Raw genomic sequence first — 22,358 nt, forward strand, 5'->3', positions numbered from 1 at the left:
GCCGACTGCGGTCATAAAGACCCGGTTCGAAAAACCGAAGTAACGGCTCAGTCCTCGAGCCGTCCGCTCGAGCGGAGTTCCTCGACGACGAGCTCGACGTGCTCGACGGCCCGCGGCACCGCCTCCCGAACTGGATCGCTCAGTCGGTCCTCGAGATCGTCCGTCTCGTACGGTTCGCAGCCGACCAGTATCGTCGGCTCCGGCAAGACGCCCAGAGCTTCCCCGAGCACCAGTACCTTCGAGGGATCGGTCTGGTGCATGTCGGCCGCGAAGCCGCCGATCTCGCGATTCGAGTACTCATCCAGATCCGGCACCTCCGCGCGTTCGACGTAGAGCGTCCCCGGCTCGTCGCCCCGTTCCATCGCGTCGACCAGGACGAGCGCGTCGTACTCGTCGAGCAGCTCCTGGGCCATGCTCACGCCGGAGATGCCGACCTCGACGACCGTCACCGACGGGGGGAGGTCGCGGTCCTCGAGCGCCTCCGCGACTGCGACGCCGAAGCCGTCGTCGCCGCGAAGCAGGTTCCCCATGCACGCGACGAGGATCCGTTCGCTCACACGGTCCATACGCCGATCGCAACGATAATTGTTGTGCTACCACGCCGCACAGGTTTATGGCGCCGGGAACGGTACCTCGAGTCATGGCCCGCGACGCCAGCACCGACGAGGTCGACGAGCTGTTCTGGCGCGACGAGGTGCTGGAGGCGATGTACTGGATGATCGGCGAGGGAATCGAGGAGGCGGTCGCCCCGAGAGATCTCCGGGGATTCCTCGACGCGCCGGCCGACGTCGTCGAGCGGACGTTCGCGGCCCTCGAGGCGCGGGAACAGGTCCGGGAAACGTCTCGAGGGTACGTGTTCACGGAGCACGGCGAGGAGGAGGCCAAACGCCGATTCGCCGACGAGTTCGCCGACGTGCAGGGCTTTACCGCCTCGCACACCGACTGCGGCCCGGACTGCTGGTGTCACGACCCCGACCACGCCGAGGACGAGTGTCCCTCCGAGCACGACCACCAGCACACCCACCACTGACCGACCGGAGCCTCGACCGGTGCCGAGTGGTACGATCGGATCCGACGGGTCGCCGTGGATTCACCGAATCGACCGAGAGGATGTATACGGCCGGCCGCCGCTTCTATCGATCGTCCTCGAATTTCGCCCCGTCTCGCGGAAGGATGGCAAAAATTGATGTAGGCTCGAGTGGTCTGTCAAGCTATAACAAGGGTGGTGAGACATGACCGACGCATACGTCAATATCCTGGTCGACGCCGGTGCGGTCACCGCTGCCGCGGACGAAATCACCGATCTCGACGCGGTCAGTACAGTCCACGTCGTTACTGGCGAATACGACATCATCGCGCAGCTCGAACTCGACGATCCCGACGATCTCCCGGGGATCGTTGCTGACGAAATTCATTCCGTCTCGGGCGTCGTAGACACGATAACGAACGTGGCCTTCGAACCGTAACTGCTCGCCGCAGCGACGCGGGAGAGCAGCCAGTATCGAGAGTAGCGGAATCAGCCCTCGAGTCGTGCATTCCACGAACTACCTGTCCTGTTTTTGTTAAGATCGGAGCGGTCAGTCGGCACGTGCAATGAGAGAAGCGTTCTCCGGGCACCCGTTTCTGGAGAATCGGATGCTAACAGGGCCACGACTCCCCCGTTAGAAGAGCCCCTCGAGCTTCTGGAGGGCGTGCGTGCGGATCTCGTCGGGATCGAGGTCGGCGAACGCCGCCGGCGCGATGCCGAGTCGGAGGCGCATCCAGATCTCGTCGTCGACCTCGTCGAACGACAGCGTTTCGACCGAGGGCGAGTCGGTTCCGAACTCCGCGACCGCGAACGCCCGGATGTCCTCCTCGAGTTCGGCCTCGACGGCCGTCGGCACGAGGTCCGCCGCCTCGTCGGGGAGGCGAATGTCGTCGGGAAGCCGCGCACAGATCTCGAGCGCGACGAGGTAGCCCTCGGTCCCACCCTGTTTGATGCGAGATTGTCCGGGAGTTCGCGCCGTGTTCGGCCGGCCCGCCGTCGGATCGGCGTTCCGATCGTTTGCACCCGGGGTACCGACCTGATCGTCCGGATCTGCGGCATCCGTCGCGCCGCCGAAACCTACCGGTTCCTCGGCGCGGATCTCGAACTCCGGGATCTCGTCCGGATCGATCCGATCCCATCTCGGCTCCGCGGGCTCCGCCTCGCCCGCGTCGGTGACGTCGACGGCCGAGCGACCGGCGTCGGCCTCTTCCTCCAGTTCCGCCTCGTTCTCGCCGTCCGCAGCACCGTCGCTCTCCTCGTCTTCGTCCGCACCTTCCTCTCGATCCCGCCGTTCGCCCCCGTCGGCCCGGAGTCGATCACCGGGAGACCGCTTCCCCTCGGTACCCCCGTCCGAACGGTCGACGACTGTTTCCAGCAGTGTCCAGGGATCCATAGTCGGTACTCGACGCGAACGCGGATAAAACCGGCCGACAGCCGCGTTACGGGCCGGGTGTGTTACGTTCCCCCAACGCTCATAGTGTGCGGCGACGAACACGACTCGCACATGAAGATCGCAGTATCAGGCAAGGGCGGTTCGGGAAAGACGACCGTCTCCGGGACGCTCGCCCGGTCGTTCGCCGCGGACGGCCGCGACGTGCTGGCGATCGACGACGACGAGAACCCGAACCTCGCGCTCACCCTCGGCATTCCGCGCGAGCGGGAGGTACCGCCGATCCCGGGCGACCTGCTCAAGCGGATCGAGACGCCCGACGGAGAGACGGAACTCGAGCTCGCGAAGACGCCGGACGAGATCGTCGACGACTACGGCGTCGAAGCTCCCGACGGGATCCGGCTGCTCAAGATGGGCGAGGTCGAGCACGCCGGCAGCGGCTGCATGTGTCGCGCTCACTCGACCGCCCGCGAGGTGCTCTCGGAGGTCGTCGAGGACCGCGAGGAGGTGACCGTGATGGACATGGTCGCCGGCGTCGAGCACCTCGGTCGCGGGACGGCGAAGGACGTAGACACGCTGCTGGTCGTCGTCGAACCGTACTACAAGTCCCTCGAGACGGGCCGGCGGACCCGCGACCTCGCCGACGATCTCGAGATTCCCGACGTCCGCGTCGTCGCGAACAAGGTCCGCGACGACCACGACCGCGAGGCCATCGAGGAGTTCTGCGAGGACAACGACCTCGAGATCGCCGCAACCGTGCCGTTCGACGACGCCATCCGCCGCGCCGACCAGGAGGGGACCGCGCCGATAGATCACGATCCCGACGCACCGGGTGTCGGCGCCGTCCGGGAGTTGGCCGACGAAGTGCTCGCGACCCACAGCTAACGATGGCCGAGCGAGCGGAGCTGTACCACCTCCCCGAGTTCCTCGCGCAGGTTCGCGAGGCCGGCGTCCACGACGTCCGCGAGAACCTGGATGGCGACATCGGCGGCGTGCTCTACCACCACCGCGGCGTCCGGGTACCGGGGCACAACGCGACGTTCGTCTGGCGCGAGGACGAAGCGGCGTTCGAACTCGTGATCGACGGCGTCGGCGACCGCGGCGCGTGGGTGACGTTCGATGCCGACCGGTCGTGGGACGTCTACTTCGCTCGACCGGCGGAGAGCGCGCCGCACCTGGCCTGGATGACCGACGCCGAGTTCGAGAGCGACGAGGCCGATCGGTTCGACGAGAAGTCGGCGGCCGTCGGGGCGGGACGGTTCTCGTTCGGGCTCTACCTCCAGCCCGCGGCCGTCTGGGCCGACCTCGAGGAGCGCGCCCGCGAGGCCGACGCGCCGTGTTTCGTCTACCGCCCCAGCGGCCGGACGCTCGTTCCCGAGGGCGACGTCGAGGACTACGAACACGCGCTCCCCCCGGAGCTGATCGGCGAGGAGCCGCCCGACTACCTCGGGCTGGTCGAGGCGGACGTCGGGCTCTAAGTGGATCTCTCGAGTCGTTCACCGGGATCTCGAGCGGACACCTACTTTCTCGTCTCGTAGTACCGGTCGCCGTACAGCCGGTGTTCCGTGTAGCCGCAGCCGTGCTTGCTGCACTCGAAGACGTCGCCTCGTCGGTCGCCCTCGAGCGACCCCACCTTGCGAAGCGGGCTCCCGCAACCGGCGCAGACGTCCTTTCGCTCGCGGATCGTCTCGCGGTCGATGTCCATACGATTCCCACGGCCAGGAGGCACGTAAAGGCCGAGACGTTTCGCCCTCGAGCCGAAATCGGAACCCCCGAGAGCGCTACTCGAAGGCTGTCTGCAGCGCCGCCCCCGCGCGCTCGAGCACGTCGTCGGCCGCCTCGAGGTCCGGAAACGGGTCGGGGAGCCGCCGCATGTTGGCGACGTCGTGGATCAGGTCGGTATAGTTCGCGTGCTCGACCGAAACCCCCGCGCGTTCGAGCGCCTCGGCGTAGGCGACCCCCTCGTCCCGGAGCGGGTCGAAGCCGCAGGTGATGACCGTCGCCGGGGGGAGCGCGGCGAGGACGCTCTCACGGGCGCGAAGCGGCGACGCCCGCGGGTTCGCCCCGTCGACGTCGCTGCGGAGGTAGCGGGTCCAGAACCACACCATCGCCCGCGCCGTCAGCGCGAACCCGTCGGCGTTCTCCTCGTAGGAGGGCGTGTCGAAGGCGTAATCCGTCGCCGGGTAGAGCAGCACCTGGTGGTCGATCTCCGGCGCGTCGATCGCTTTCTCAGCGGCCATTTGCGGGACGACGGCCGCGAGGGTGCCGCCCGCGCTGTCGCCGGCGACGGCCAGACCGTCGCCGGCACCGATCTCGGCGGCGTTGTCGGCCGCCCACTTCGTCGCGAGGTAGGCGTCCTCGACGGCCGCGGGAAACGGGTGTTCCGGCGCCTTCCGGTAGTCGGAGGCGACGACGACGCAGTCACCCCGGAGCGCCAGCGAGCGGGCGACCGAGTCGTGGGTCTCGAGGTCGCCGGCGATCCAACCGCCGCCGGGGAAGTAGACGACTGCTGGGAGCGCCGCGTCGGGCGCCGGATCGTAGATTCGTACCCGAACGTCGCGGGCGGGCGCCCGGATCGTTCGCTCGGTCACGTCGGCGACGGGCTCGGGTTCGACGTTCGGCGTGTACAGTCCCTCGAGGGCCGCTCGAGCCTGCTCGATCGAGAGGTGAGTGAGATCGGGAGCGTCGAGCGCCGCCGCCGTCTCCAGGAACGCTCGCGCGTCCGGGTCGAGTTCGGCAGCCCGCCGCTCTCCGGAATCGGACATAGGAGTCCTCCTGCGACCGAGAACGATAAAACCGGCTCCCCGTCGGGACGCTGTCCGATCGTGCGTGCGCGACTCAACAGATCCGCGGCGCCGGTTCGCTCGAGGGCTCGCGGAGGTAGCGGTCCCCCATCCCGGTGTCGAGGACGACTCTTCCCCGGTGGTCGTCGATCACCTTCCCGATCGCCGCCGCGTTCCGGCCCTTCGGGTGATCCCGCAGCGCGGCGAGCACGTCTTCGGCCACCGTCGGAGCGACGCCGAGTACGGCCACGCCCTCGTTGGCGATCTGGAACGGATCGAGCCCGAGCATCTCGCCCGTCCCCTTCACGTCGCTGGTTACGGGAACGCGCTCCTCGCGGATCTCGAGGCCGACGTCTCCCTTCGCGGCCATCTCGTTCAACGCGCCGGCCAGTCCCATCCGCGTCGGATCCTTCATCGCGGTCACGTCCGCGCCGGCGGTCTCGAGCGCGACCGCGAGCAGGTCGTTCAGCGGTTTGACGTCCGACTCGAGGTCGCTCCCGAACTCGATGCCCTCGCGCTCGGCCAGCAGCGAGATGCCGTGTTCGCCGACGGAGTCGGTGACGATGAGCACGTCGTTCGGCGAGAGGCCGGCGTCGGAGACGACGTGGTCCGCGACGCCGATTCCGGTCGTGTTGATCACGACGCCGTCGAGTTCGCCGTTTCCCATCACCTTCGTGTCGCCGGTGACGACCGACGCGTCGGCCTCCTCGCAGGTCGACGCCATCGAGTCGGCGATTCGCTCTAAGTTCGCGATCGGATAGTTCGCCTCGACGACGACCGCGCTCGTGAGCGCCCGGACGTCCGTCGCCCCCATCACCGCGAGGTCGTTGACCGTCCCGGAGACGGCGAGTCGGCCGATATCGCCGCCGGGAAAAAAGGGCGGATCGATCACGTGGGTATCGGTCGTCACCACGACGCTCGCGTCGCCAACCGGCACGACCGCGCCGTCGTCCATCTCGGCGAGACCGACGAGCGCGTCGTCCGGGTCCGCGAAATCCGCGGCGAGCGTCTCGGTGACGAGGTCCCGCGTCGCCGTCCCGCCGGCGCCGTGTTTGAGTTCGACGCGTCGCTCGTCGTCGGCCGCCGACGGATCCGTGGTGCCGCTCATATGTCGGGTCGCCCTCCGTACTCGTGCCAGATCTTGCAGGTACCCTCACTGCTCACCATGCAGGCGCCGACGGGGTCGTCCGGGGTACACTCCTCGCCGAACATCTCGCAATCGGTCGGCTCGGCCGTTCCGGACATGATGTCCCCGCAGATGCAGTCGTCGGCGAGTCCCGTCGCTCCGGCGTCTGCGAGGGAGGCGGTGTCGATCTCGAACCGCTCGCGGGCGTCGTACTCGGCGTACTCCCCCCGGAGGACGAGGTTGGCGTCGGGAATGTCGGCGATACCGCGCCACTGTCCGCTGACGCCCTCGAACACTTCCCAGAGCTGCTCCTGTGCGGGTTCGTTCCCCTCTCGAGTTACACACCGGGGATAGGCGTTCTCGACGCCCGCCTCACCGTCGCGGATCATCTCGACGAGCCTGGTAACGCCGGCGAGGATGTCGAGCGGTTCGAAGCCGCCGACAACGACCGGGAGTTCGTGGCGCTCGGCCAGCTCCTCGAAGATTCCGGAACCGGTGATAATCGCAGCGTTACCCGCCGCGAGATAGCCCTGAATGTCGGTGTCGGGCATCTCCGCGACGATCTCCATCGCCGGCGGGACGTACTTGTGTGCGGAGAGGATCGACAGGTTCGGCGGCGGATCGGACAGCACGACCGCCGCGGTCGGCGCGGCCGTCGTCTCGAACCCGGTCGCGAAGAAGACCACCTCTCCGTCCTCTTCCTCGGCGATCTCCACGACGTCGCCGGCGCTGTAGATGATGCGGACGTCGGCGCCCGCGGCTCGAGCGTCGTCGAGCGACTTCGACGTCCCCGGAACCTTCAGCATGTCGCCGTACGTCGCGACCGTAACGCCCGACTCGGCGAGCGCCACCGCCTCGTCGACCTCCGGCATGTCGGTGATACAGACCGGACAGCCGGGCCCCATGATGAGCCGCACCGTGTCGGGCAGCATGCTACGGATCCCGAACTTGGCGATCGACTGCTCGTGGCTGCCGCAGACGTGCATGACGGTCGCCGGCGGATCCTCGAGTTCCTCGCCGATCTCCGCGAGCGTGTCGGCGATCGCTCGCGCCTTCTCGGGGTCGCGGAACTCGAGCGCGTTCTCGCCGTCGCCGGTCGGTAGGCCGCCCGTCGGGCCGCCCGGCGGCGTTTCAGACATCGATATCCAGCTCCTCGAGCAGATCTTCGGCGTCCTCCGCGTCGGCCGGCTCTTCGGCGTCGTCCGGCGCGATACCGGCGGCGCTCGCCGGGACGCTACCGCCGGCTTCGATCTCGTCGACGACGTCCTCCCGCAGCATGTCGTCGGGGTCGCCGTCCACGAACGACTCGTACAGCGCCATCGTCTCGTCGATCTCGCCGTCCGGGATGCGGCGAATGGCGAAGCCGACGTGGTTCAGGATGTAGTCGCCCGGTTCGACCGGTGCGTCGACCGTATCGAGTCGCACCTCCTTTCGCACTCCCCAGAAGTCGACGGTCGCCCGTAATCCGTCGACGGATTTCACCTCGCCGGGCACTCCGAGACACATGGTTGGTAGATAGTGCCACACACGCAAAGTAGTTTGCCGTGAGCCGCTTCGACTCGCCGAACCGACTTCGAGATCGAGAACGAACGTCGCCGAGCGGCGTCTCCCGGCCGCACGCGTCGGCTCGTCGCTCGGATTCGTTCTGTGCCACTCGGTGTCGCGATTATGTGGCCGGAGCGCGAACTCGTCCGTATGGAGCGCGCGACCGTTCGCGTGACCGGCGTCGTTCAGAGCGTGGGCTTTCGGCCGTTCGTCTACCGGCGCGCGGTCGACCGCGACCTGCGGGGAACGGTCCGCAACCTCGGCGACGCCGGCGTCCGCATCGAACTCGAGGGACCGAGCGACGGCGTCGACGCGCTGCTCGCGGACCTGCGGGAGGACGCGCCGCCGCTCGCTCGAGTGGAAACCGTCCGCGTCGATCGAGAACGAGTCGCCGACACCGCCTACGAGACCTTCGAGATCGTCGACTCCGCCGGAAGCGACGGCGACGGCGGCGGGACGATCCCGCCGGACACGGCGATCTGCGAGGCGTGTCTCGAGGACGTTCGCGACCCCGATTCCCGATACCACGACTACTGGGCGGCCTCCTGCGTCGACTGCGGGCCGCGCTTTACCGTCGTCGAGTCGCTGCCGTACGACCGACCGACGACCTCGATGGCCGCGTTTCCCATGTGCGACGCCTGCCGCGAGGAGTACGAGGAGCCGACCGACCGCCGCTACCACGCGCAGACGATCGCGTGTCCGCGCTGCGGGCCGCGGCTGCGGTACGGTCGGGTGTACGACGATGCCGCCGTTCCCGTCGGGGAAGACGCGGACGGGGAGCGCGATCCGTTCCCCGACGCGCTCGAGGAGCCGACGGACGGACGGACGGCGATCGAACGCGCCGCCGAGGCGCTCGGACGCGGCGAGACGGTCGTGCTGAAGGGAATCGGCGGCGCACACCTCGCCTGCGACGCGACCGACGCCGCGGCCGTCTCGCGGCTCCGCGAGCGGACCGGTCGCCCCGAGAAGCCGTTCGCCGTTATGGCACCGGACGCCGACGCGGTCCGGTCCTTCGCCGCCCTCTCGGAGCGCGAGCGGGAGGTACTCGAGTCCCCACGGCGGCCGATCCTCTTGCTCGAGCAAAATCGGTTCGCCGCGGGATCGACCGGCACCGATCTCGCGGCCGACGTCGCACCCGGACTTCACACCGTCGGCGCGATGCTTCCCTACTCGGGGCTCCACTACCTCCTGTTCGACGAGATCGACGCACCGCTGGTGATGACGTCCGCCAACCTCCCGGGGACGCCGATGCTGACCGACAACGGACCGCTGGTCGATGGCCTCGCGGCCGTCGCCGACGGCTTCTGCCTCCACGACCGGCGCATCGTCGCTCGCTGTGACGACTCCCTCGCGCGAGTCGTCGACGGCGAGCGGCGACTCGTCCGCCGCTCGCGGGGATTCGCTCCGATTCCGGTCCCCCTCGAGAACGTGCCCTCGACGCCCGTCCTCGGAACGGGACCCGAACTCGACGCGACCGCCGGCGTCCTGCACGAGGGCGAGTGTTACCTCACCCAGTACCTCGGCGACGTCGACGACCTCGAGACCCTCGCGTCCTTCGAGGACGCCGTCGATCATCTACTCGACGTCACCGGCCTCGATTACCCACCGATCGTCGCCCACGACGCCCACCCCGAGTTCAACACGACCGACTACGCCCGTCGACTGGTCGCGGACGGCCTTACCGAGCGCAGCGTCGCCGTCCAGCACCATCACGCCCACGCCGCGAGCGTCCTCGCCGAGCGCGACCTCGAGCGCGCCGTCGCGCTCACGCTGGACGGAGTAGGCTACGGTTCGGACGGCACCGTCTGGGGCGGCGAGGTGCTCGACGCTTCCCTGTCCGACTTCGAGCGAGTCGGCGGCCTCGACCCGGTGCCGATGCCGGGCGGCGACCGGGCGACGCGCTACCCCGGTCGGATGGTCGCCGGGCTGCTGTACGCCCACGATCCGGATCGCGTGACCCGACTGCTCGATCACCACGGCGTCCCGTTTCCCGACGGCGACGAGGAGCGCGATCTCGTCCGCCAGCAACTCGAGACCGACGTCAACGTCCCCCTGACGAGCAGCGCCGGGCGATTCCTCGACGCGGTCGCCGCCCTGCTCGGCGTCTGCGACGAACGGCGTTACGAGGGCGAGCCGGCGATGAAGCTCGAGGCGCTCGCGGCCGACGGAAGGCCGGTCGACGTCGACGTCCCGACCGCGCACGGAGACGGGCGACCCGTGGTCGACACCCCGGCGCTCTTCGCCGAACTCGTCGACCTGCTCGAGTCGGGACGCTCCGAGGAACGCGTCGCGGCCACCGCCCAGGACGCGCTGGCTCGCGGACTCGCCGATCTCGCCGTCGACGCGGCGACCGAGCGGAATCGAGCGGCGGTCGCGCTGACCGGCGGCGTGGCGTACAACGATCACGTCGCGACGCGAATTCGCGAGGAGGTTACCGACGCGGGGCTCGCGTTCCTCGGCAACGAGCGCATCCCGCCGGGTGACGGCGGGATCGCCTACGGTCAGATGGCGGTCGCAGCGGCTCGGGTCGCTCGAGGTGAGGTCGACCCGTGACAGCTTCCCGTCCAGAACTCGTTCCCGTCGGGGTCGCTCGCACGCCGTACGATTCGCCGGAGGACGCCCCGCACCAGGGCTTCGCCGGCGACGCCGAAGCGACGATCGAGATCGTCGAACCGTACGCGGACGCGCTCGACGGCATCGACGACTGTTACCGGTTGACTATCGTCTACTGGGCCGATCGTGCCGATCGCGATTCGCTCGGCCGGGACGGCGTCGGCGCGTTCGCGAAGCGGACGCCACACCGACCGAACCCGCTCGGGATCTGTACCTGCCTGCTGCTGGATCGAACGGGCCTTGAGCTCCGCGTTCGCGGTCTCGACGCGCTCGACGGCTCGCCGGTAGTGGACGTCAAACCGGCGCTGCAAGCGGAGCGTTGATCCGGCGTCCCCGACATCCCACACGCGATGAGCGACGATCGCGACCGCTGGAACGACCGGTACCGGGAGAATACGCCCTCCGAGGAAGCCGCGACGATCGTCCGGGAACACGCCGACGAGCTACCCGGAGGAACCGCCCTCGATCTGGCGTGTGGCGGCGGCCGGAACGCGATCTTCCTCGCGGAGCGCGGACTGGACGTTACGGGCGTCGACGTCTCCGACGAAGCGCTCGCACACGCTCGCCGTCGGGCGGACGACGCCGGCGCCGACGTCGACTTTCTGCGGGCCGACGCGAACGAGATGGATCTCGAACCGGAGGCGTACGACGTCGTCGTCGTCACCTACTTCCGAACGCGGGAGCGCCTTCCGGATCTCCTCGATGCGCTGGCGCCCGGCGGACTGTTGCTCTACGAGCACCGGCTGGAGACGGGTGAGGACCGCCGGTTTCGCGTACGGACGAACGAACTCCTCCACGCGTGTCTCGACCTGCGGATCGTCCGCTACGAGGAACCGGTCGACGTGACTCCGGACGACTGTACGGTGCGCCTGGTCGCTCGTCGGCAACGATGAGCGCACGACGCTGAGAGCGGGCCGTGGCGTTATACCGTTCGCCACCGTACGGCAAGTCATGTCACAGCACGGGAGCTGCGATTGCTGTTCGCCGGCGTCCGTCGAGGCCTCGACGTCGACCGACGAAGCGGTCTGTTACTGTCCGGTGGACGGCCTCATCGAGACGATCAGCAAGCGGTACGCGCTCCAGATCGTCGGACTGCTGGGCGCGCACGGACCGATGCGCTACGGCGAACTCGAGGAGCAACTCGGCGCGACGAGTTCGTCTCTACTCTCGACCCGGCTCGAGGAACTGACCGACGAGGGGCTGATCGAGCGCCGGAGCTTCGACGAGATCCCGCCGCGCGTCGAGTACTCGCTGACGCCTCGCGGCCGGGAACTCGAGGTGCGCATTCAGCCGCTGCTGGAGTGGACGGCGGAAGAGGGGTGAGTCGTCGGCACAACCGCGGCAGTGCGTCTCCGGATCCGGTCCCTGGGTTCTCCGCCGGTACCGATAACTGAACCTCGGTTCGTAGCACAGCCGGTCAGAGAGAGAAGACAACCGCTCGTTTCTGACGTGACCGGGTCGTAGTCGACCTCGAACTCGCGATCCGTCGTCAGCTCACCTCGCGGAGCCGAACACGTCACGACTCGTCAATTCGCAGAAAGTTATTTGGCAGTAGTTGGCACACTATACGCCTAGAACCTGAATCCGGTTCTGGAATCAGAAGCATCGGTATGTTCGACTCACACAACTCTACAGACGGAACGCGACCGAACGGAACGACTTCCGACGATCCGCGAGGCGATGCGGCGAAGCGCTCGCTCGCCTCGCGCCGGCGCGTACTCTCGGCGTTCGGCGCCGCCGGCGCCGCGGCGCTGGCGGGATGTGGAGCCCCAGCCGACGGAGGGGAGTCAGAAGCCGATGGAGACGCTGACAGTCTCCGGATCTCGATCATCCTCGATCCCGGTGCGCCGTTGAACTCGTACATCGCGATGAACGCCAGGTGGGACTGGCTCAACGATCTCGTGTTCGACCGGCTGTTCCTGCCGTCGCCGCAGGTCGACGATTCGATCCCGGGTCTCGCGACCGAAGCCGAGCAGGTCGACGAGACGACGTGGCGGGTAACCCTCCGAGAGGACGTCGAGTGGCACGACGGCGAGCCGTTCACCGCCGCGGACGTCGAGTTCAGCTACCGGTTCTACCGCGACGGCCCGCACTCCCGGCACGCCCACCACGTGAATCAGGTGCCCGAGATTCCGACAATCGAGGCCGAAAACGAGCGAACGGTCCGCTTCGAGACCGCGTATCCCGCGCCGACGCTCCGACGAGTTACCTTCGCCGACCTCCCGATCATGGCCGAGCACGTCTGGTCGGGGGTCGAGGAACCGCTCGAGTACCAGGGGCTGCCCGTCGGCACCGGGCCGTACGAACTCGTCGAGTACGAAGAGGGCGAGCGACTCCGATTCGAGGCCACGGGCGACTACTACCTCGGCGAAACGGTCGTCGACGAGATCGTCGTCCCCATCGTTCCGGATCCGTCCGTAACGTTCACGGCGCTGAAGACGGGCGAACTCGACTCGACGGTGCGACCGATCCCGCCGGAGACGCTCCAGGAGTTCGAGGAAGACGACGAGATCGAGGTCGTGGAGGCGACCCAGCTCCAGGGCGTCGAACTCCGGCTCAACTTCTCGCAGCTACCGTTCCGGGATCACGAGTTCCGGTGGGCGCTGTCGCGAGCGCTCGATATCGACGCGATCGTCGACGTCGTCATGCTCGGTGAGGCGATCCCGGGAACCGAGGGATTCCCCCACCCCCGTTCGCCGTGGACGGCCTCGGACCTGGAAATTCCCCACCGTCCCGAGGAGGCCCGCGAGACGTTCGACGAACTGGGCTACGAGGAAGGCGACGACGGGATCCGCGAGTCGCCCGAGGGCGAGCCGCTCTCCTTCGAGCTGACCGTCGCCTCCAACGAGCCGCAGTACGTCCGCGCCGCCCAGCTGATCGCCGACCAGCTCGAGGGTTTCGGCCTCGACATCGAGGTGGTGACGACCGACCCTGGAACCGTCCGCGGATTCTTCGGCGACCTCGACGCCTTCGACATGTACATCTCCTTTACCAACCTCCACCTCTCGGCGGACCCCGACCAGTTCCTGATGAACCACCGGGGCGGGCCGAACCTCCTGTGGAACGTCGATCCGGATCAGGGACTGCTCGGCGACCACGACGTCGACCCGGAAGATCTCGAGTATCCGGCCTACGAGGAGCTGCAGGAGGAGTACTTCGAGGCCGAGACGCTCGACGAGCAGTCCGAGGTGCTTCACGAGATGCAGCGACTCCACAACGAGCAGCCGGTGGCGATCCCGCTGTGGTATCCGCTGTCGTTGCAGGCCTATCGGACCGACTCTCACGACGCGTGGGCCGAATCTCCGGGGCTCGGGATCAACCACAAGTACTCGTTCCTCGAGCCGGAGGCCCGGGGCGACGTCGTGACCGAAACGTTCGACTGAGACGATGCGCTGGAATCCCGGATCGTTCGGCTATCGAATACTCGAGTACGGGCTGACGTTCCTGATCGCGGTAGCGATCAACTTCGCGCTGCCCCGCCTCGCGCCGGGCGACCCTCTGCTGTACCTCATCGGGCCCGAAGCCACGGAGCTCGGCCCCGAGGAGCGCCGGGAGGTGCTCGCGGTGTACGGGCTCGACCAGCCGCTTCCCGTCCAGTTCTGGGAGTACCTCGTCGGCGTCCTCCGTGGGGACCTCGGCACGTCGGTCATGTACGGCCGGCCGGTGAGCGACGTCCTGCTCGCCCGCCTCCCGTGGACGCTGCTGCTCGTCGGATCGGCGCTCCTCATCGCCGTCGTCTGCGGGACGCTGCTCGGGGCGCTCTCCGCGTGGCACGAGGGAGATCGGACCGACGTCGGGCTTATGACCGCCGTCGTCTTCGCGATGTCGGCGCCGGGGTTCTGGGTCGGTATGCTGTTCATCGCGATCTTCGCGGCCTGGCTCGGGTGGTTTCCCTCCTACGGGATGCGGTCGCTCGAGGGTAGCGCGACGTCGCTCGGAGCGGTCCGTGACGTTATCTGGCACCTGACGCTGCCGGTCGCGGCCCTGTCGCTCACGCACCTGGGCGGAATCTACCTCATCGCCCGGAATTCGGTGCTCTCGACGCTCGGCGAGGACTTCCTGTTGCTCTCGCGGGCCAAGGGATGCTCGGATCGGGAGATACTGCTCCGACACGCGGTTCCGAACTCGCTCCTGCCGGTGTACACCCGATTCACCCTTCAGGTCGGCGCTGCGATCGGCGGCGCCGTAGTGATCGAGACCGTCTTCACCTATCCCGGCGTCGGCCGGCTGATCTTCGACGCCGCCATCGCTCGCGATTACCCGACGCTGCAGGGGGCGTTCCTGCTCCTCACCGTCACCGTGATCGGCGCGAATCTGGTCGCCGACCTGACGTACTCGAGACTCGACCCGCGAACGAACGCCGCACGGGAGGAGTCGGCGCCGTGAGTAGCGATCGGGACGGCGTTCTCGGCCGATTGCTCGCCTCCTCGAGTGCGACCGACGGACGGCGCGAGTGGTTCGCCGTCGTCGGCGGGATCGGCATCCTCGTGTTCGTCGTCGTGGGTGTACTGGGACCGACGCTCGCGCCGTATCCGGCCGACGAGATGGCCGGACCGCCGTTCGAGGACCCCGGCGAGGACCACCTCCTCGGTACCGACGACGTGGGTCACGACATCCTCTCGCTGCTGCTGGTCGGTGCGCGGGTGTCGATGTTCGTCGGGCTCGTCGCCGGAACGATCGCCGTCCTCGTCGGCACCCTGGTCGGCGTCACCGCGGGTCTCCTCGGAGATCGGGTCGATCGGGGCCTGATGCGGTTCGTCGACGTCGTTCTGACGATCCCGTTTCTCCCCCTGATAATCGTCGTCGCGGCCGTGCTGGGGCCGGGACTGTGGACGACCATCGGCGTCCTGTCGGCCGTGATGTGGGCGCGGCCCGCCAGGGAGCTCCGCTCGGAGGTGCTCTCGATCCGGAACCGGGAGTACATCGAGGCCTCGCGGTCGATGGGTGCATCAGTACTCCACGTCGCGACGCGGTACGTCGTACCCGCCGTGTCGCTGATCGTCATCGCGCAGTACGCCAGGGTCGTGAGCATGGCTATCCTCCTCGAGGCGGCGCTCGCCTTCCTCGGCCTCGGCGATCCGACGGCGCCGAGCTGGGGAACGATCCTGTTCTACGCCCAGCAGCGGAGCGCATTTCTGACCGAGGCGTGGAAGTGGTGGGTGCTCCCGCCGGGGCTGGCAATCACCTGCAGCGTCCTGTCGTTTATCTTCGTCACGCTCGGCGTCGAGCGACGCACCGGTGCGGAACGCCGCAGCGTCGCGACACCGGCGTCGGGACCCGACGTCGACGTCGTCCAGGGCGGGCGCGAGGACCCCGCGGCGGGCGCCGCTCCCGACGGCGGAACCGCTTCCGGTCGGCCGGTCCTCGAGGTATCCGATCTCAGCGTCGAGTACGGCGAGGATAGGTCTCCGGCGGTGGACGGCGTCTCCCTCGAGGTTCGCGCGAACGAGCGCCTCGGGATCGTCGGCGAGTCCGGGAGCGGCAAGAGCAGCGTCGCGCTCGCGCTGCTCGACCTTCTCGGGCCGCCCGCCCGGGTCACCGACGGGCGCGTGACGCTGTACGCCGACCGCGACGCCCCCGTCGGCGCCGACATGGCGGACGTCCGCGGCGACGAGATCGCGTTCGTCCCACAGGAGGCGATGAACGCCCTCGATCCGCGGCTGTCGCTCGAGGACCAGCTCGTCGAAGCGGTACGAGTGCACCGGCCGGTCGACCGCGGCCGGGCGAGGGGGATCGCGCACGACGCCCTCGAGGGCGTCGGACTGCCCGCCGAGAGCTACGACCGGTACCCACACGAACTCAGCGGCGGGATGCGCCAGCGTGGCGTGATCGCGATGGCGCTCGTCAACGATCCCGCGGTGCTCGTCGTCGACGAACCGACGACCGGGCTGGACATGGTGACGACGGTGACCGTCCTCGAACTCTTGGAGGAACTGCAGGCGCAGCGAGAGCTCTCGCTGGTGGTTATCTCTCACGACCTGCCGGCAGTGACCCGGCTCGCGGACCGGATCGCCGTGATGCGGGACGGGGAGTTGGTCGAGGTCGGCGCCGTCGACCGCCTTCAGCGGGCGCCGGAGCACTCCTACACCGAAGCGTTGCTCGAGGCCCGACCGACGATGCCCGAACCCGACCGACTGCCGGCCGAGTCGACGGCTGCCGAGACGGCGGCGCCGCACCTGGTCTACGAGGGCGTCGCCAAGTCCTTCGGCGACGAGCGCGTGCTCGAGGGAGTCGACCTCCGCGTCGAGCGCGGGCAGTCGGTGGCCCTCCTCGGCGAGAGCGGCGCCGGCAAGACCACGCTCGGCAAGATGGCCCTCGGGCTGGTCGCTCCAGACTCGGGGGTCGTTCGGATCGACGGGGAAACCGTCGGTCAGTGGCTGTCGCTCGATCCGAAGCGTCTCGGACGGGAGGACCACTACCTGTTCCAGGATCCGTACAGTTCGCTCGCGCCCAACCGGACGGTTGAGCGTCTCGTCTGCGAACCCCTCGAGATTCACGACGTGGGAAGCGAGGCGGAGCGCGACGAGCGCGTTCGCGCGGCGCTCGCCGACGTCGGACTCGACTCCACCGACGAGTACGCCCGCCGCTACCCGACGGAACTGTCCGGCGGCGAGCGCCAGCGGGTCGCCGTCGCTCGAGCGCTCGTCCTGGAGCCCTCGCTGCTCGTCGCCGACGAGCCGACGTCGATGCTGGACGCGCCGCTCCAGGAGGACCTCCTCGACCTCCTCTACGACCTCGTCGACGAGCGCGGGATCACGCTGTTGCACATCACGCACGACGTCGCCCGAGCGAGCACGTTCGCCGACGAGATCGCCGTCCTCCACGGCGGCCGCATCGTGGAGCAGGCATCCGTGGCGTCGATCCTCCGGGAGCCCGAACACGAACAGACACGGCGGCTCATCGAGGCCGCGGTTGCGCTCTCGCCGGCCGGCGAAGACGACCGGTCCGTCGGTGATGGCGGACCCGACAACTGAGTTCGCCCTCGATCGACAGTACTCCGCGCTCGGTCACCCGACGATCACGGGTGTCGATTCCCGCTCCGGAACTGGCAGCGTGGAGCTCCGGCGTGGTGAGTTCGACGCGGACGGTAGCACCCCCGAAGAGCAAAGCCGCTGCTTCGGGTAGTGTGTGAGCTAGGTGTCACCACGATGAACGCCCACGCGGAACAGACTCGGCGAACCCTCCTCCGGACGGTCGGCATCGCGGGACTCGCTGGCGTCGCCGTCCCGTCCGGATCGCGAACCGGACGAACGAACTACGAGACGATTCGCGTACCCGGGGACCGACCGACGATTCAGGGCGCCGTCGACGACGCCGAGCCCGGAGCCCTCGTTCTCCTCGAGCCGGGCACGTACGAGGAGCGCGTCGAGGTCGCGACGCCGGAGCTCACGATCCGGGGAACGGACCGCAACGAGGTCGTTCTGGACGGCGAGTTCGATCGAGATCACGGGATCGTCGTCGAAGCGGACGGGGTCGCACTGGAGAACGTGACCGCGCGACACTACCGGGTCAACGCCTTCTACTGGCGGTACGTCGAGGGGTTCCGGGGGAGTTTCCTCACGGCGTACAACAACGGTGACTACGGCGTCTACGCCTACCGCTCTCGCGACGGTCGATTCGAACACAGCTACGCCTCGGGGCACGTCAGCGCCGGGTTCTACCTCGGGCGGAATCACCCCTTCGAGGCGGTGATCGAGAACGTCGTGGCCGAGCACAACAACCTGGGGTACTCCGGCACGAGCGCGGGCGGCGATCTGACCATCCGGGACTCGACCTGGCGGTACAACAGGGCCGGAATCGTTCCGAACACGTTAGACGAGGCAGATCCGCCACAGGAGTCGAACCGCATCGTGAACAACGAGGTCTACGAGAACCACAACACCGACGCACCCGCAAAAGAGCTCACCTACCCGGCGTTCGGGACGGGGATCCTTCTCTGGGGCGGACTGGACAACCTCGTCGAAGACAACGAGGTGCGCGACCACGAGAACTTCGGCATCGCCGTCGAACCGAACGTGGTCGAGCCGTCGGGAAACGAGGTGCGGGAGAACGACGTCAGCGAATCCGGAGTCGCGGATCTTGCGCTCGGACATCCTGCAGGGGAGGACAACCGATTCGCGGACAACGAGTTCCGCACGAGTCTCCCCGGAGATATCGAGACTGACGCGAGTGACGGGGACGACCGGGTCACCACGGTGTACGAAGAACAGGAGCGGCGCGGCGAGGACGACGATTTCGAAGCTGGTGACTGGCGCGACCAGCCGGTTCCCGAGGACCGACCGACGATGCCCGATCCGGAGGCGCCGCCCCGGCTCGCAGAGAAAGAGACGTCGTGGGAGACGTAGCGACGTGTGCCGCCGTACCAGTTTCTCGGTCGGCTCGAGACGGCGAGGCGGCGCTCGAGGACGGCGGAGACGAGCGACGGGTTTAGAGTCGATCGCCGCCGATCGGTTCGTGATCGACAGCTCATCGCAAACCGCTCGGCGACCTCGAGTTTACCGCCCCCGAAGACGATCCCGAGCGCGGGCTGAGTATCTACGACGTCTCGACCCTCGCCGTCGAAACACGGCGCGAAAACGGATCACTCCCGCAGAATCCACCAGCCCTCGAGGCGATCCGTCACGGCGTCGGTTACGTCGGTGAGGTAGGGAAGACCCCAGCGTGCGACGACGATCGCACCGATCGTGTTGAACACGATGTCTGACATCGTGTCGTCGAGCCCGTGCTGGGCGAGGGGCATCTGGAGGTCGGTGAAGCCGGCGACGACGTCGAGGCTGAACTCGCCGATCTCCCAGAAGACGCCGAACGAAAGAACGAAGATCACGACGAACCCCGGCGTCAGTTCGGACGGAAGGTGAATCTCGTCGCGGTGCTCGTCGAGGATTCGGATCGCGACGTAGCCGATCGCGCCGACGAGCGTCGCCGAGAGGGGATGGGTGAGGTTGTGCCACCAGAACGAGCGGTCGTAGACGTAGAACGAACCGATCGCGTGGAGAAAGACGACTCCCGTGATCCAGAGCACGAGTCCCGAGTCGAACGGAATATCGAACCGGCGACGGAGCAGGGTTGGCACGAACGTAACCGCGAGCATCGCGGCCGCGTTGGAGATCGCCCCGGTATCGAGCGTCGCGACGCCGTAGGCGAGAATCGCGACCATGCCGAGCCGTAGCGTCCAGACGAGTCCCCGTTGCCCGCGTTCGGAGAGCGGAAGTCGCTCCTCGAGCGGCGGGTAGCCGTCGATGTCGGCTTTCGTCGCGAACACCTCTTCCTCGACGCCCTCGACCGGTGCCGAGACGAGTTCGTCCCCGGGAAACCGCCGGTAGTAGCGGTCGAAGCACACGCCCGCGAAGATGCCCGCCGCAGTCGCGGTGATCAGGAGCCACATCAGCTCCGCGTTTGTCGCGAGGATGTCGGTCCCGGTGACGAGGTCTTGCGCCCACGTGAGCGTCGCCCAGGTCGCCGCGACCGCCGCCGACAGCATCGTGACGAAGGTGACGGCGAGCCACCGTTCGAGGCGAACCTCGGTGAGCGCGTGTACCTCGAGCGTGAGCGCGAGTGCGATCGTCGCAGCGCCGACGTAGAGGACGAGCTGCCGGCTCCAGAGGTCGGGTGCAAACACGGCCGCGAGCAGCGGTGCGATCGTGATCGCCGTCACTTCCCACGGGAGTGCGGCGCGTTTCGACTCGAGTGCGATTGCGGGGACGAGTGCGACCGTCGTCACCGTCGCGGCGAACAGTACTTCGTGAACGAGCCCGTCGAGGAGTGCTTGCGTTCCAACGGCAAGGACGACGGCGATCGCTAACCAGGAGATTGCGGCGTTCGATCGCTCGCCGTGAAACGCTCGGGTTGGAGTGCGTGACATCGTCAGGCGACAGGTGCGCTCGTCTCGCGTCGCACGCAAGCGATAGTGGTTCGATTCCTCGTACAGCCGTTTTCAGGTAAAGTTCGAGGCTTGCAGAATTCGATCGCTGATGAAAGGTCGTGCGTGCGGTATCCGGACGAGGGAGTCACGGAAGCGAATCCTCGAGCGAGCACGGAGACGCGTGTCGACCGCTTGCTCGAACACGCGACGCTCATATGTGGCCCCCTGCCGAACACGTATCATCACACGATGATGGCAACGACTCACGCGTTCGCGGGACTCGTGCTCGCCGCCGTCCTCGCGCTCGTTGCGCCGCAGTTCGCGTTCGTCGTCGCCGTCGCAGCGATCGCCGGCGGCCTGTTTCCCGACTTCGACCTCTACGCGGGCCATCGACGGACGCTTCACTTTCCCGTCTACTACTGGCTGCTCGCGGCGCCGGCGACCGTCGTCGCGGTGCTCGTCACGACCGAGACGACCGTCGCCGTCGCGGTCTTCCTCCTCGCCGCCGCGCTGCACTCGTTCATGGACGTGTTCGGCAGCGGCCTCGAGTTGAAGCCGTGGAAGGGGAGCTCCGACCGGGCGGTCTACAGCCACTATCACGGCCGGTGGCTCGAACCGCGACGCTGGATTCGCTACGACGGCTCGCCGGCGGACCTCGCGCTCGCTGGCGCGCTGGCGATCCCCGGGCTGGTGGTATTCGACGGGATCGTTCGGACCGTCGTGATCGCGCTGCTCGCGATTTCGGCGGGCTATACGCTCGTGCGAAAGCCGCTCGTCGTGGTCGCCGAGTGGCTGCTCGAGCGAGTCCCCGAACCCGTCCTGGAGTACCTCCCGGAACGGTTCTTGCCGGTCGAGGAATCGGACCTCGAGCGCATCGGCGACTGAGAAATCGGCCGCACGGCCTCGACGGCCGGATTACGACAGCCGTCTGGAACCGAGTTCGTCGGCCGCGATCATCGCGTCGCGGACCTCGTCGCTACTCACGTCGAACGCGTTGTGAACGGTCTCCTCGTCGGCAACCGCCGCCTCCGCAACGCGGCTGAGGTCGTCGTGTGAGGGGTCATCGACGCCGAGTTCGCCGAGCGTCACGGGAAGCCCGACGTCCACCGAGAAGTCGATCACGTCCGCGATGAAGTCGTTACTCCGTCCCTCGAGGACGAGTTGCGTGACCGTCCCGAAGTTTACCTTCTCGCCGTGGGTCGCGTGGTGGGTATCCTCGAGTTGCGTGAGTCCGTTGTGAACCGAGTGCGCGGCCGCGATACCGCCGTTTTCGAACCCGAGTCCGCTCAGGAGGGTGTTCGCCTCGGTGACCGCCTCGACGCTCTCGGTGACGGTACCGTGCTCGACGGCCCGTATCGACGAGACGCCGTGGTCTCGCAACAGGTCGTAGCAGAGCTTCGAGAGCGAGTGCGCGGCGTAGGTTGGATCCTCGTCGAAGAAGTTGTCGCCGCCGGTTCTGTGCACCGCGTCGGCCTCGAACCACGTCGCCATCGCGTCCCCGATCCCCGACGAGAAGAACCGGGCGGGCGCGCCGGCGATAACCGACGTGTCGACGAGCACCAGGTCCGGGTGCGACTCGTAGAACCAGTACCGCTCGAACTCGCCCTCCTCGGAGTAGATCACGGAGAGACTCGAGGTCGGCGCGTCGGTCGAGGCGATCGTCGGCATCGAAACCATCGCCCCGCCCGCGTTCTCCCGGACGGCTTTGGCCGTATCGAGCGCTTTCCCGCCGCCGGCGCCGACGATCACGTCCGCGTCGGTCTCCCGGGCGACCTCCGTTATCCGATCGATCTCCGTCTCGGAGGCCTCCCCGCCGAACTCCTCGACCGTCGCGTCGACGTCGCTCCCCTCGAGGCTCGCTTCGGCCCGTTCGCCGACGATCTCGAGGACCTCCGAGTCGCCGAGTACCAACGCTGACTCCGCGAGCGGCGCGACTCGCTCGCCGAGCTGACTAACTGCGTCACGTCCCTGGACGTACTCCATCGGGGATTTGAACGATCGAATCACGGCTT

At 67.8% G+C, this 22,358-nt stretch carries 22 protein-coding genes; 13 read left to right on the forward strand and 9 right to left on the reverse strand.

The window, feature by feature from the left end:
* Positions 1–47: 47 nt before the first annotated feature.
* Complete coding sequence (locus NED97_RS15620) at positions 48–557, reverse strand: hydrogenase maturation protease (protein ID WP_252487943.1); 510 nt, start codon at positions 555–557, stop codon at positions 48–50.
* Between the two features lie 83 nt (positions 558–640).
* Here NED97_RS15620 and NED97_RS15625 point away from each other — a divergent pair, with 83 nt between their 5' ends.
* A complete protein-coding gene (locus NED97_RS15625) occupies positions 641–1,030 on the forward strand; it encodes a hypothetical protein (protein ID WP_252487944.1) in 390 nt (129 codons plus the stop codon).
* A gap of 202 nt (positions 1,031–1,232) precedes the next feature.
* A complete protein-coding gene (locus NED97_RS15630) occupies positions 1,233–1,466 on the forward strand; it encodes an Lrp/AsnC ligand binding domain-containing protein (protein ID WP_252487945.1) in 234 nt (77 codons plus the stop codon).
* Positions 1,467–1,661: 195 nt separating this feature from the next.
* On the opposite strand, the gene NED97_RS15635 is transcribed toward NED97_RS15630, so the two are convergent.
* On the reverse strand, positions 1,662–2,420 hold the full coding sequence (locus tag NED97_RS15635; protein ID WP_252487946.1) for a hypothetical protein: 759 nt from the start codon (positions 2,418–2,420) through the stop codon (positions 1,662–1,664).
* Positions 2,421–2,531: 111 nt separating this feature from the next.
* Here NED97_RS15635 and NED97_RS15640 point away from each other — a divergent pair, with 111 nt between their 5' ends.
* Positions 2,532–3,302, forward strand: a complete 771-nt coding sequence (locus NED97_RS15640; RefSeq protein ID WP_252487947.1) for an ATP-binding protein — start codon at positions 2,532–2,534, stop codon at positions 3,300–3,302.
* A 2-nt stretch (positions 3,303–3,304) separates the two neighbouring features.
* Positions 3,305–3,895, forward strand: a complete 591-nt coding sequence (locus tag NED97_RS15645) for a hypothetical protein (RefSeq protein WP_252487948.1) — start codon at positions 3,305–3,307, stop codon at positions 3,893–3,895.
* Between the two features lie 41 nt (positions 3,896–3,936).
* On the opposite strand, the gene NED97_RS15650 is transcribed toward NED97_RS15645, so the two are convergent.
* From NED97_RS15650 to NED97_RS15670, 5 genes are all read right to left on the reverse strand, one after another.
* Complete coding sequence (locus NED97_RS15650) at positions 3,937–4,122, reverse strand: hypothetical protein (protein WP_252487949.1); 186 nt, start codon at positions 4,120–4,122, stop codon at positions 3,937–3,939.
* A 76-nt stretch (positions 4,123–4,198) separates the two neighbouring features.
* The gene (locus NED97_RS15655) at positions 4,199–5,182 is read right to left on the reverse strand and encodes an alpha/beta hydrolase (RefSeq protein ID WP_252487950.1); all 984 of its coding nucleotides are present in this window, start codon (positions 5,180–5,182) and stop codon (positions 4,199–4,201) included.
* A 73-nt stretch (positions 5,183–5,255) separates the two neighbouring features.
* Positions 5,256–6,308, reverse strand: a complete 1,053-nt coding sequence (gene hypE, locus NED97_RS15660; protein ID WP_252487951.1) for a hydrogenase expression/formation protein HypE — start codon at positions 6,306–6,308, stop codon at positions 5,256–5,258.
* Positions 6,305–7,465 carry a hydrogenase formation protein HypD gene (gene hypD, locus NED97_RS15665; RefSeq protein ID WP_252487952.1) on the reverse strand — a complete coding sequence of 387 codons (1,161 nt, stop codon included), beginning with the start codon at positions 7,463–7,465 and terminating at the stop codon, positions 6,305–6,307. The genes hypE and hypD overlap by 4 nt, the downstream gene beginning before the upstream one ends.
* Positions 7,458–7,832 carry a HypC/HybG/HupF family hydrogenase formation chaperone gene (locus tag NED97_RS15670; protein WP_252487953.1) on the reverse strand — a complete coding sequence of 125 codons (375 nt, stop codon included), beginning with the start codon at positions 7,830–7,832 and terminating at the stop codon, positions 7,458–7,460. The genes hypD and NED97_RS15670 overlap by 8 nt, the downstream gene beginning before the upstream one ends.
* Before the next feature lie 189 nt (positions 7,833–8,021).
* On the opposite strand from NED97_RS15670, the gene hypF reads away from it, so the two are divergent.
* The 8 genes from hypF (at position 8,022) to NED97_RS15710 (ending at position 18,829) form a co-directional block, all read left to right on the forward strand.
* Positions 8,022–10,424, forward strand: coding sequence for a carbamoyltransferase HypF (gene hypF, locus NED97_RS15675; protein ID WP_252487954.1), 2,403 nt, complete (start codon positions 8,022–8,024; stop codon positions 10,422–10,424).
* Positions 10,421–10,807, forward strand: a complete 387-nt coding sequence (gene tsaA, locus NED97_RS15680) for a tRNA (N6-threonylcarbamoyladenosine(37)-N6)-methyltransferase TrmO (RefSeq protein WP_252487955.1) — start codon at positions 10,421–10,423, stop codon at positions 10,805–10,807. The genes hypF and tsaA overlap by 4 nt, the downstream gene beginning before the upstream one ends.
* Before the next feature lie 27 nt (positions 10,808–10,834).
* On the forward strand, positions 10,835–11,377 hold the full coding sequence (locus tag NED97_RS15685; protein WP_252487956.1) for a class I SAM-dependent methyltransferase: 543 nt from the start codon (positions 10,835–10,837) through the stop codon (positions 11,375–11,377).
* 58 nt (positions 11,378–11,435) lie between these two features.
* Entirely contained in the window at positions 11,436–11,807 is a 372-nt protein-coding gene (locus tag NED97_RS15690; protein ID WP_252487957.1) for a winged helix-turn-helix transcriptional regulator, read from the forward strand.
* 287 nt (positions 11,808–12,094) lie between these two features.
* Positions 12,095–13,867, forward strand: a complete 1,773-nt coding sequence (locus NED97_RS15695; protein ID WP_252487958.1) for an ABC transporter substrate-binding protein — start codon at positions 12,095–12,097, stop codon at positions 13,865–13,867.
* A 4-nt stretch (positions 13,868–13,871) separates the two neighbouring features.
* Positions 13,872–14,870, forward strand: coding sequence for an ABC transporter permease (locus tag NED97_RS15700; RefSeq protein WP_252487959.1), 999 nt, complete (start codon positions 13,872–13,874; stop codon positions 14,868–14,870).
* Entirely contained in the window at positions 14,867–17,458 is a 2,592-nt protein-coding gene (locus NED97_RS15705; protein ID WP_252487960.1) for an ABC transporter ATP-binding protein/permease, read from the forward strand. Before NED97_RS15700 ends, NED97_RS15705 begins: the two co-directional genes overlap by 4 nt.
* A 174-nt stretch (positions 17,459–17,632) precedes the next feature.
* On the forward strand, positions 17,633–18,829 hold the full coding sequence (locus NED97_RS15710; RefSeq protein WP_252487961.1) for a right-handed parallel beta-helix repeat-containing protein: 1,197 nt from the start codon (positions 17,633–17,635) through the stop codon (positions 18,827–18,829).
* 236 nt (positions 18,830–19,065) lie between these two features.
* On the opposite strand, the gene NED97_RS15715 is transcribed toward NED97_RS15710, so the two are convergent.
* Positions 19,066–20,346, reverse strand: coding sequence for a hypothetical protein (locus NED97_RS15715; protein ID WP_252487962.1), 1,281 nt, complete (start codon positions 20,344–20,346; stop codon positions 19,066–19,068).
* 249 nt (positions 20,347–20,595) lie between these two features.
* On the opposite strand from NED97_RS15715, the gene NED97_RS15720 reads away from it, so the two are divergent.
* The gene (locus NED97_RS15720; protein ID WP_252487963.1) at positions 20,596–21,231 is read left to right on the forward strand and encodes a metal-dependent hydrolase; all 636 of its coding nucleotides are present in this window, start codon (positions 20,596–20,598) and stop codon (positions 21,229–21,231) included.
* A gap of 30 nt (positions 21,232–21,261) precedes the next feature.
* Here NED97_RS15720 and NED97_RS15725 read toward each other — a convergent pair whose 3' ends face one another.
* Positions 21,262–22,353, reverse strand: coding sequence for a glycerol dehydrogenase (locus NED97_RS15725; RefSeq protein WP_382207161.1), 1,092 nt, complete (start codon positions 22,351–22,353; stop codon positions 21,262–21,264).
* Between the last annotated feature and the right edge of the window lie 5 nt (positions 22,354–22,358).

This window comes from Natronococcus sp. CG52, from assembly GCF_023913515.1.
Taxonomy (GTDB): Archaea; Halobacteriota; Halobacteria; order Halobacteriales; family Natrialbaceae; genus Natronococcus; species Natronococcus zhouii.

Coding starts and splice junctions, on each gene's coding strand:
- NED97_RS15625 (WP_252487944.1), top strand. CDS start 641: ATGGCCCGCGACGCCAGCACCGACGAGGTCGACGAGCTGTTCTGGCGC.
- NED97_RS15630 (WP_252487945.1), top strand. CDS start 1,233: ATGACCGACGCATACGTCAATATCCTGGTCGACGCCGGTGCGGTCACC.
- NED97_RS15635 (WP_252487946.1), bottom strand. CDS start 2,420: ATGGATCCCTGGACACTGCTGGAAACAGTCGTCGACCGTTCGGACGGG.
- NED97_RS15640 (WP_252487947.1), top strand. CDS start 2,532: ATGAAGATCGCAGTATCAGGCAAGGGCGGTTCGGGAAAGACGACCGTC.
- NED97_RS15645 (WP_252487948.1), top strand. CDS start 3,305: ATGGCCGAGCGAGCGGAGCTGTACCACCTCCCCGAGTTCCTCGCGCAG.
- NED97_RS15650 (WP_252487949.1), bottom strand. CDS start 4,122: ATGGACATCGACCGCGAGACGATCCGCGAGCGAAAGGACGTCTGCGCC.
- NED97_RS15655 (WP_252487950.1), bottom strand. CDS start 5,182: ATGTCCGATTCCGGAGAGCGGCGGGCTGCCGAACTCGACCCGGACGCG.
- hypE (WP_252487951.1), bottom strand. CDS start 6,308: ATGAGCGGCACCACGGATCCGTCGGCGGCCGACGACGAGCGACGCGTC.
- hypD (WP_252487952.1), bottom strand. CDS start 7,465: ATGTCTGAAACGCCGCCGGGCGGCCCGACGGGCGGCCTACCGACCGGC.
- NED97_RS15670 (WP_252487953.1), bottom strand. CDS start 7,832: ATGTGTCTCGGAGTGCCCGGCGAGGTGAAATCCGTCGACGGATTACGG.
- hypF (WP_252487954.1), top strand. CDS start 8,022: ATGGAGCGCGCGACCGTTCGCGTGACCGGCGTCGTTCAGAGCGTGGGC.
- NED97_RS15685 (WP_252487956.1), top strand. CDS start 10,835: ATGAGCGACGATCGCGACCGCTGGAACGACCGGTACCGGGAGAATACG.
- NED97_RS15690 (WP_252487957.1), top strand. CDS start 11,436: ATGTCACAGCACGGGAGCTGCGATTGCTGTTCGCCGGCGTCCGTCGAG.
- NED97_RS15695 (WP_252487958.1), top strand. CDS start 12,095: ATGTTCGACTCACACAACTCTACAGACGGAACGCGACCGAACGGAACG.
- NED97_RS15700 (WP_252487959.1), top strand. CDS start 13,872: ATGCGCTGGAATCCCGGATCGTTCGGCTATCGAATACTCGAGTACGGG.
- NED97_RS15710 (WP_252487961.1), top strand. CDS start 17,633: ATGAACGCCCACGCGGAACAGACTCGGCGAACCCTCCTCCGGACGGTC.
- NED97_RS15715 (WP_252487962.1), bottom strand. CDS start 20,346: ATGTCACGCACTCCAACCCGAGCGTTTCACGGCGAGCGATCGAACGCC.
- NED97_RS15720 (WP_252487963.1), top strand. CDS start 20,596: ATGATGGCAACGACTCACGCGTTCGCGGGACTCGTGCTCGCCGCCGTC.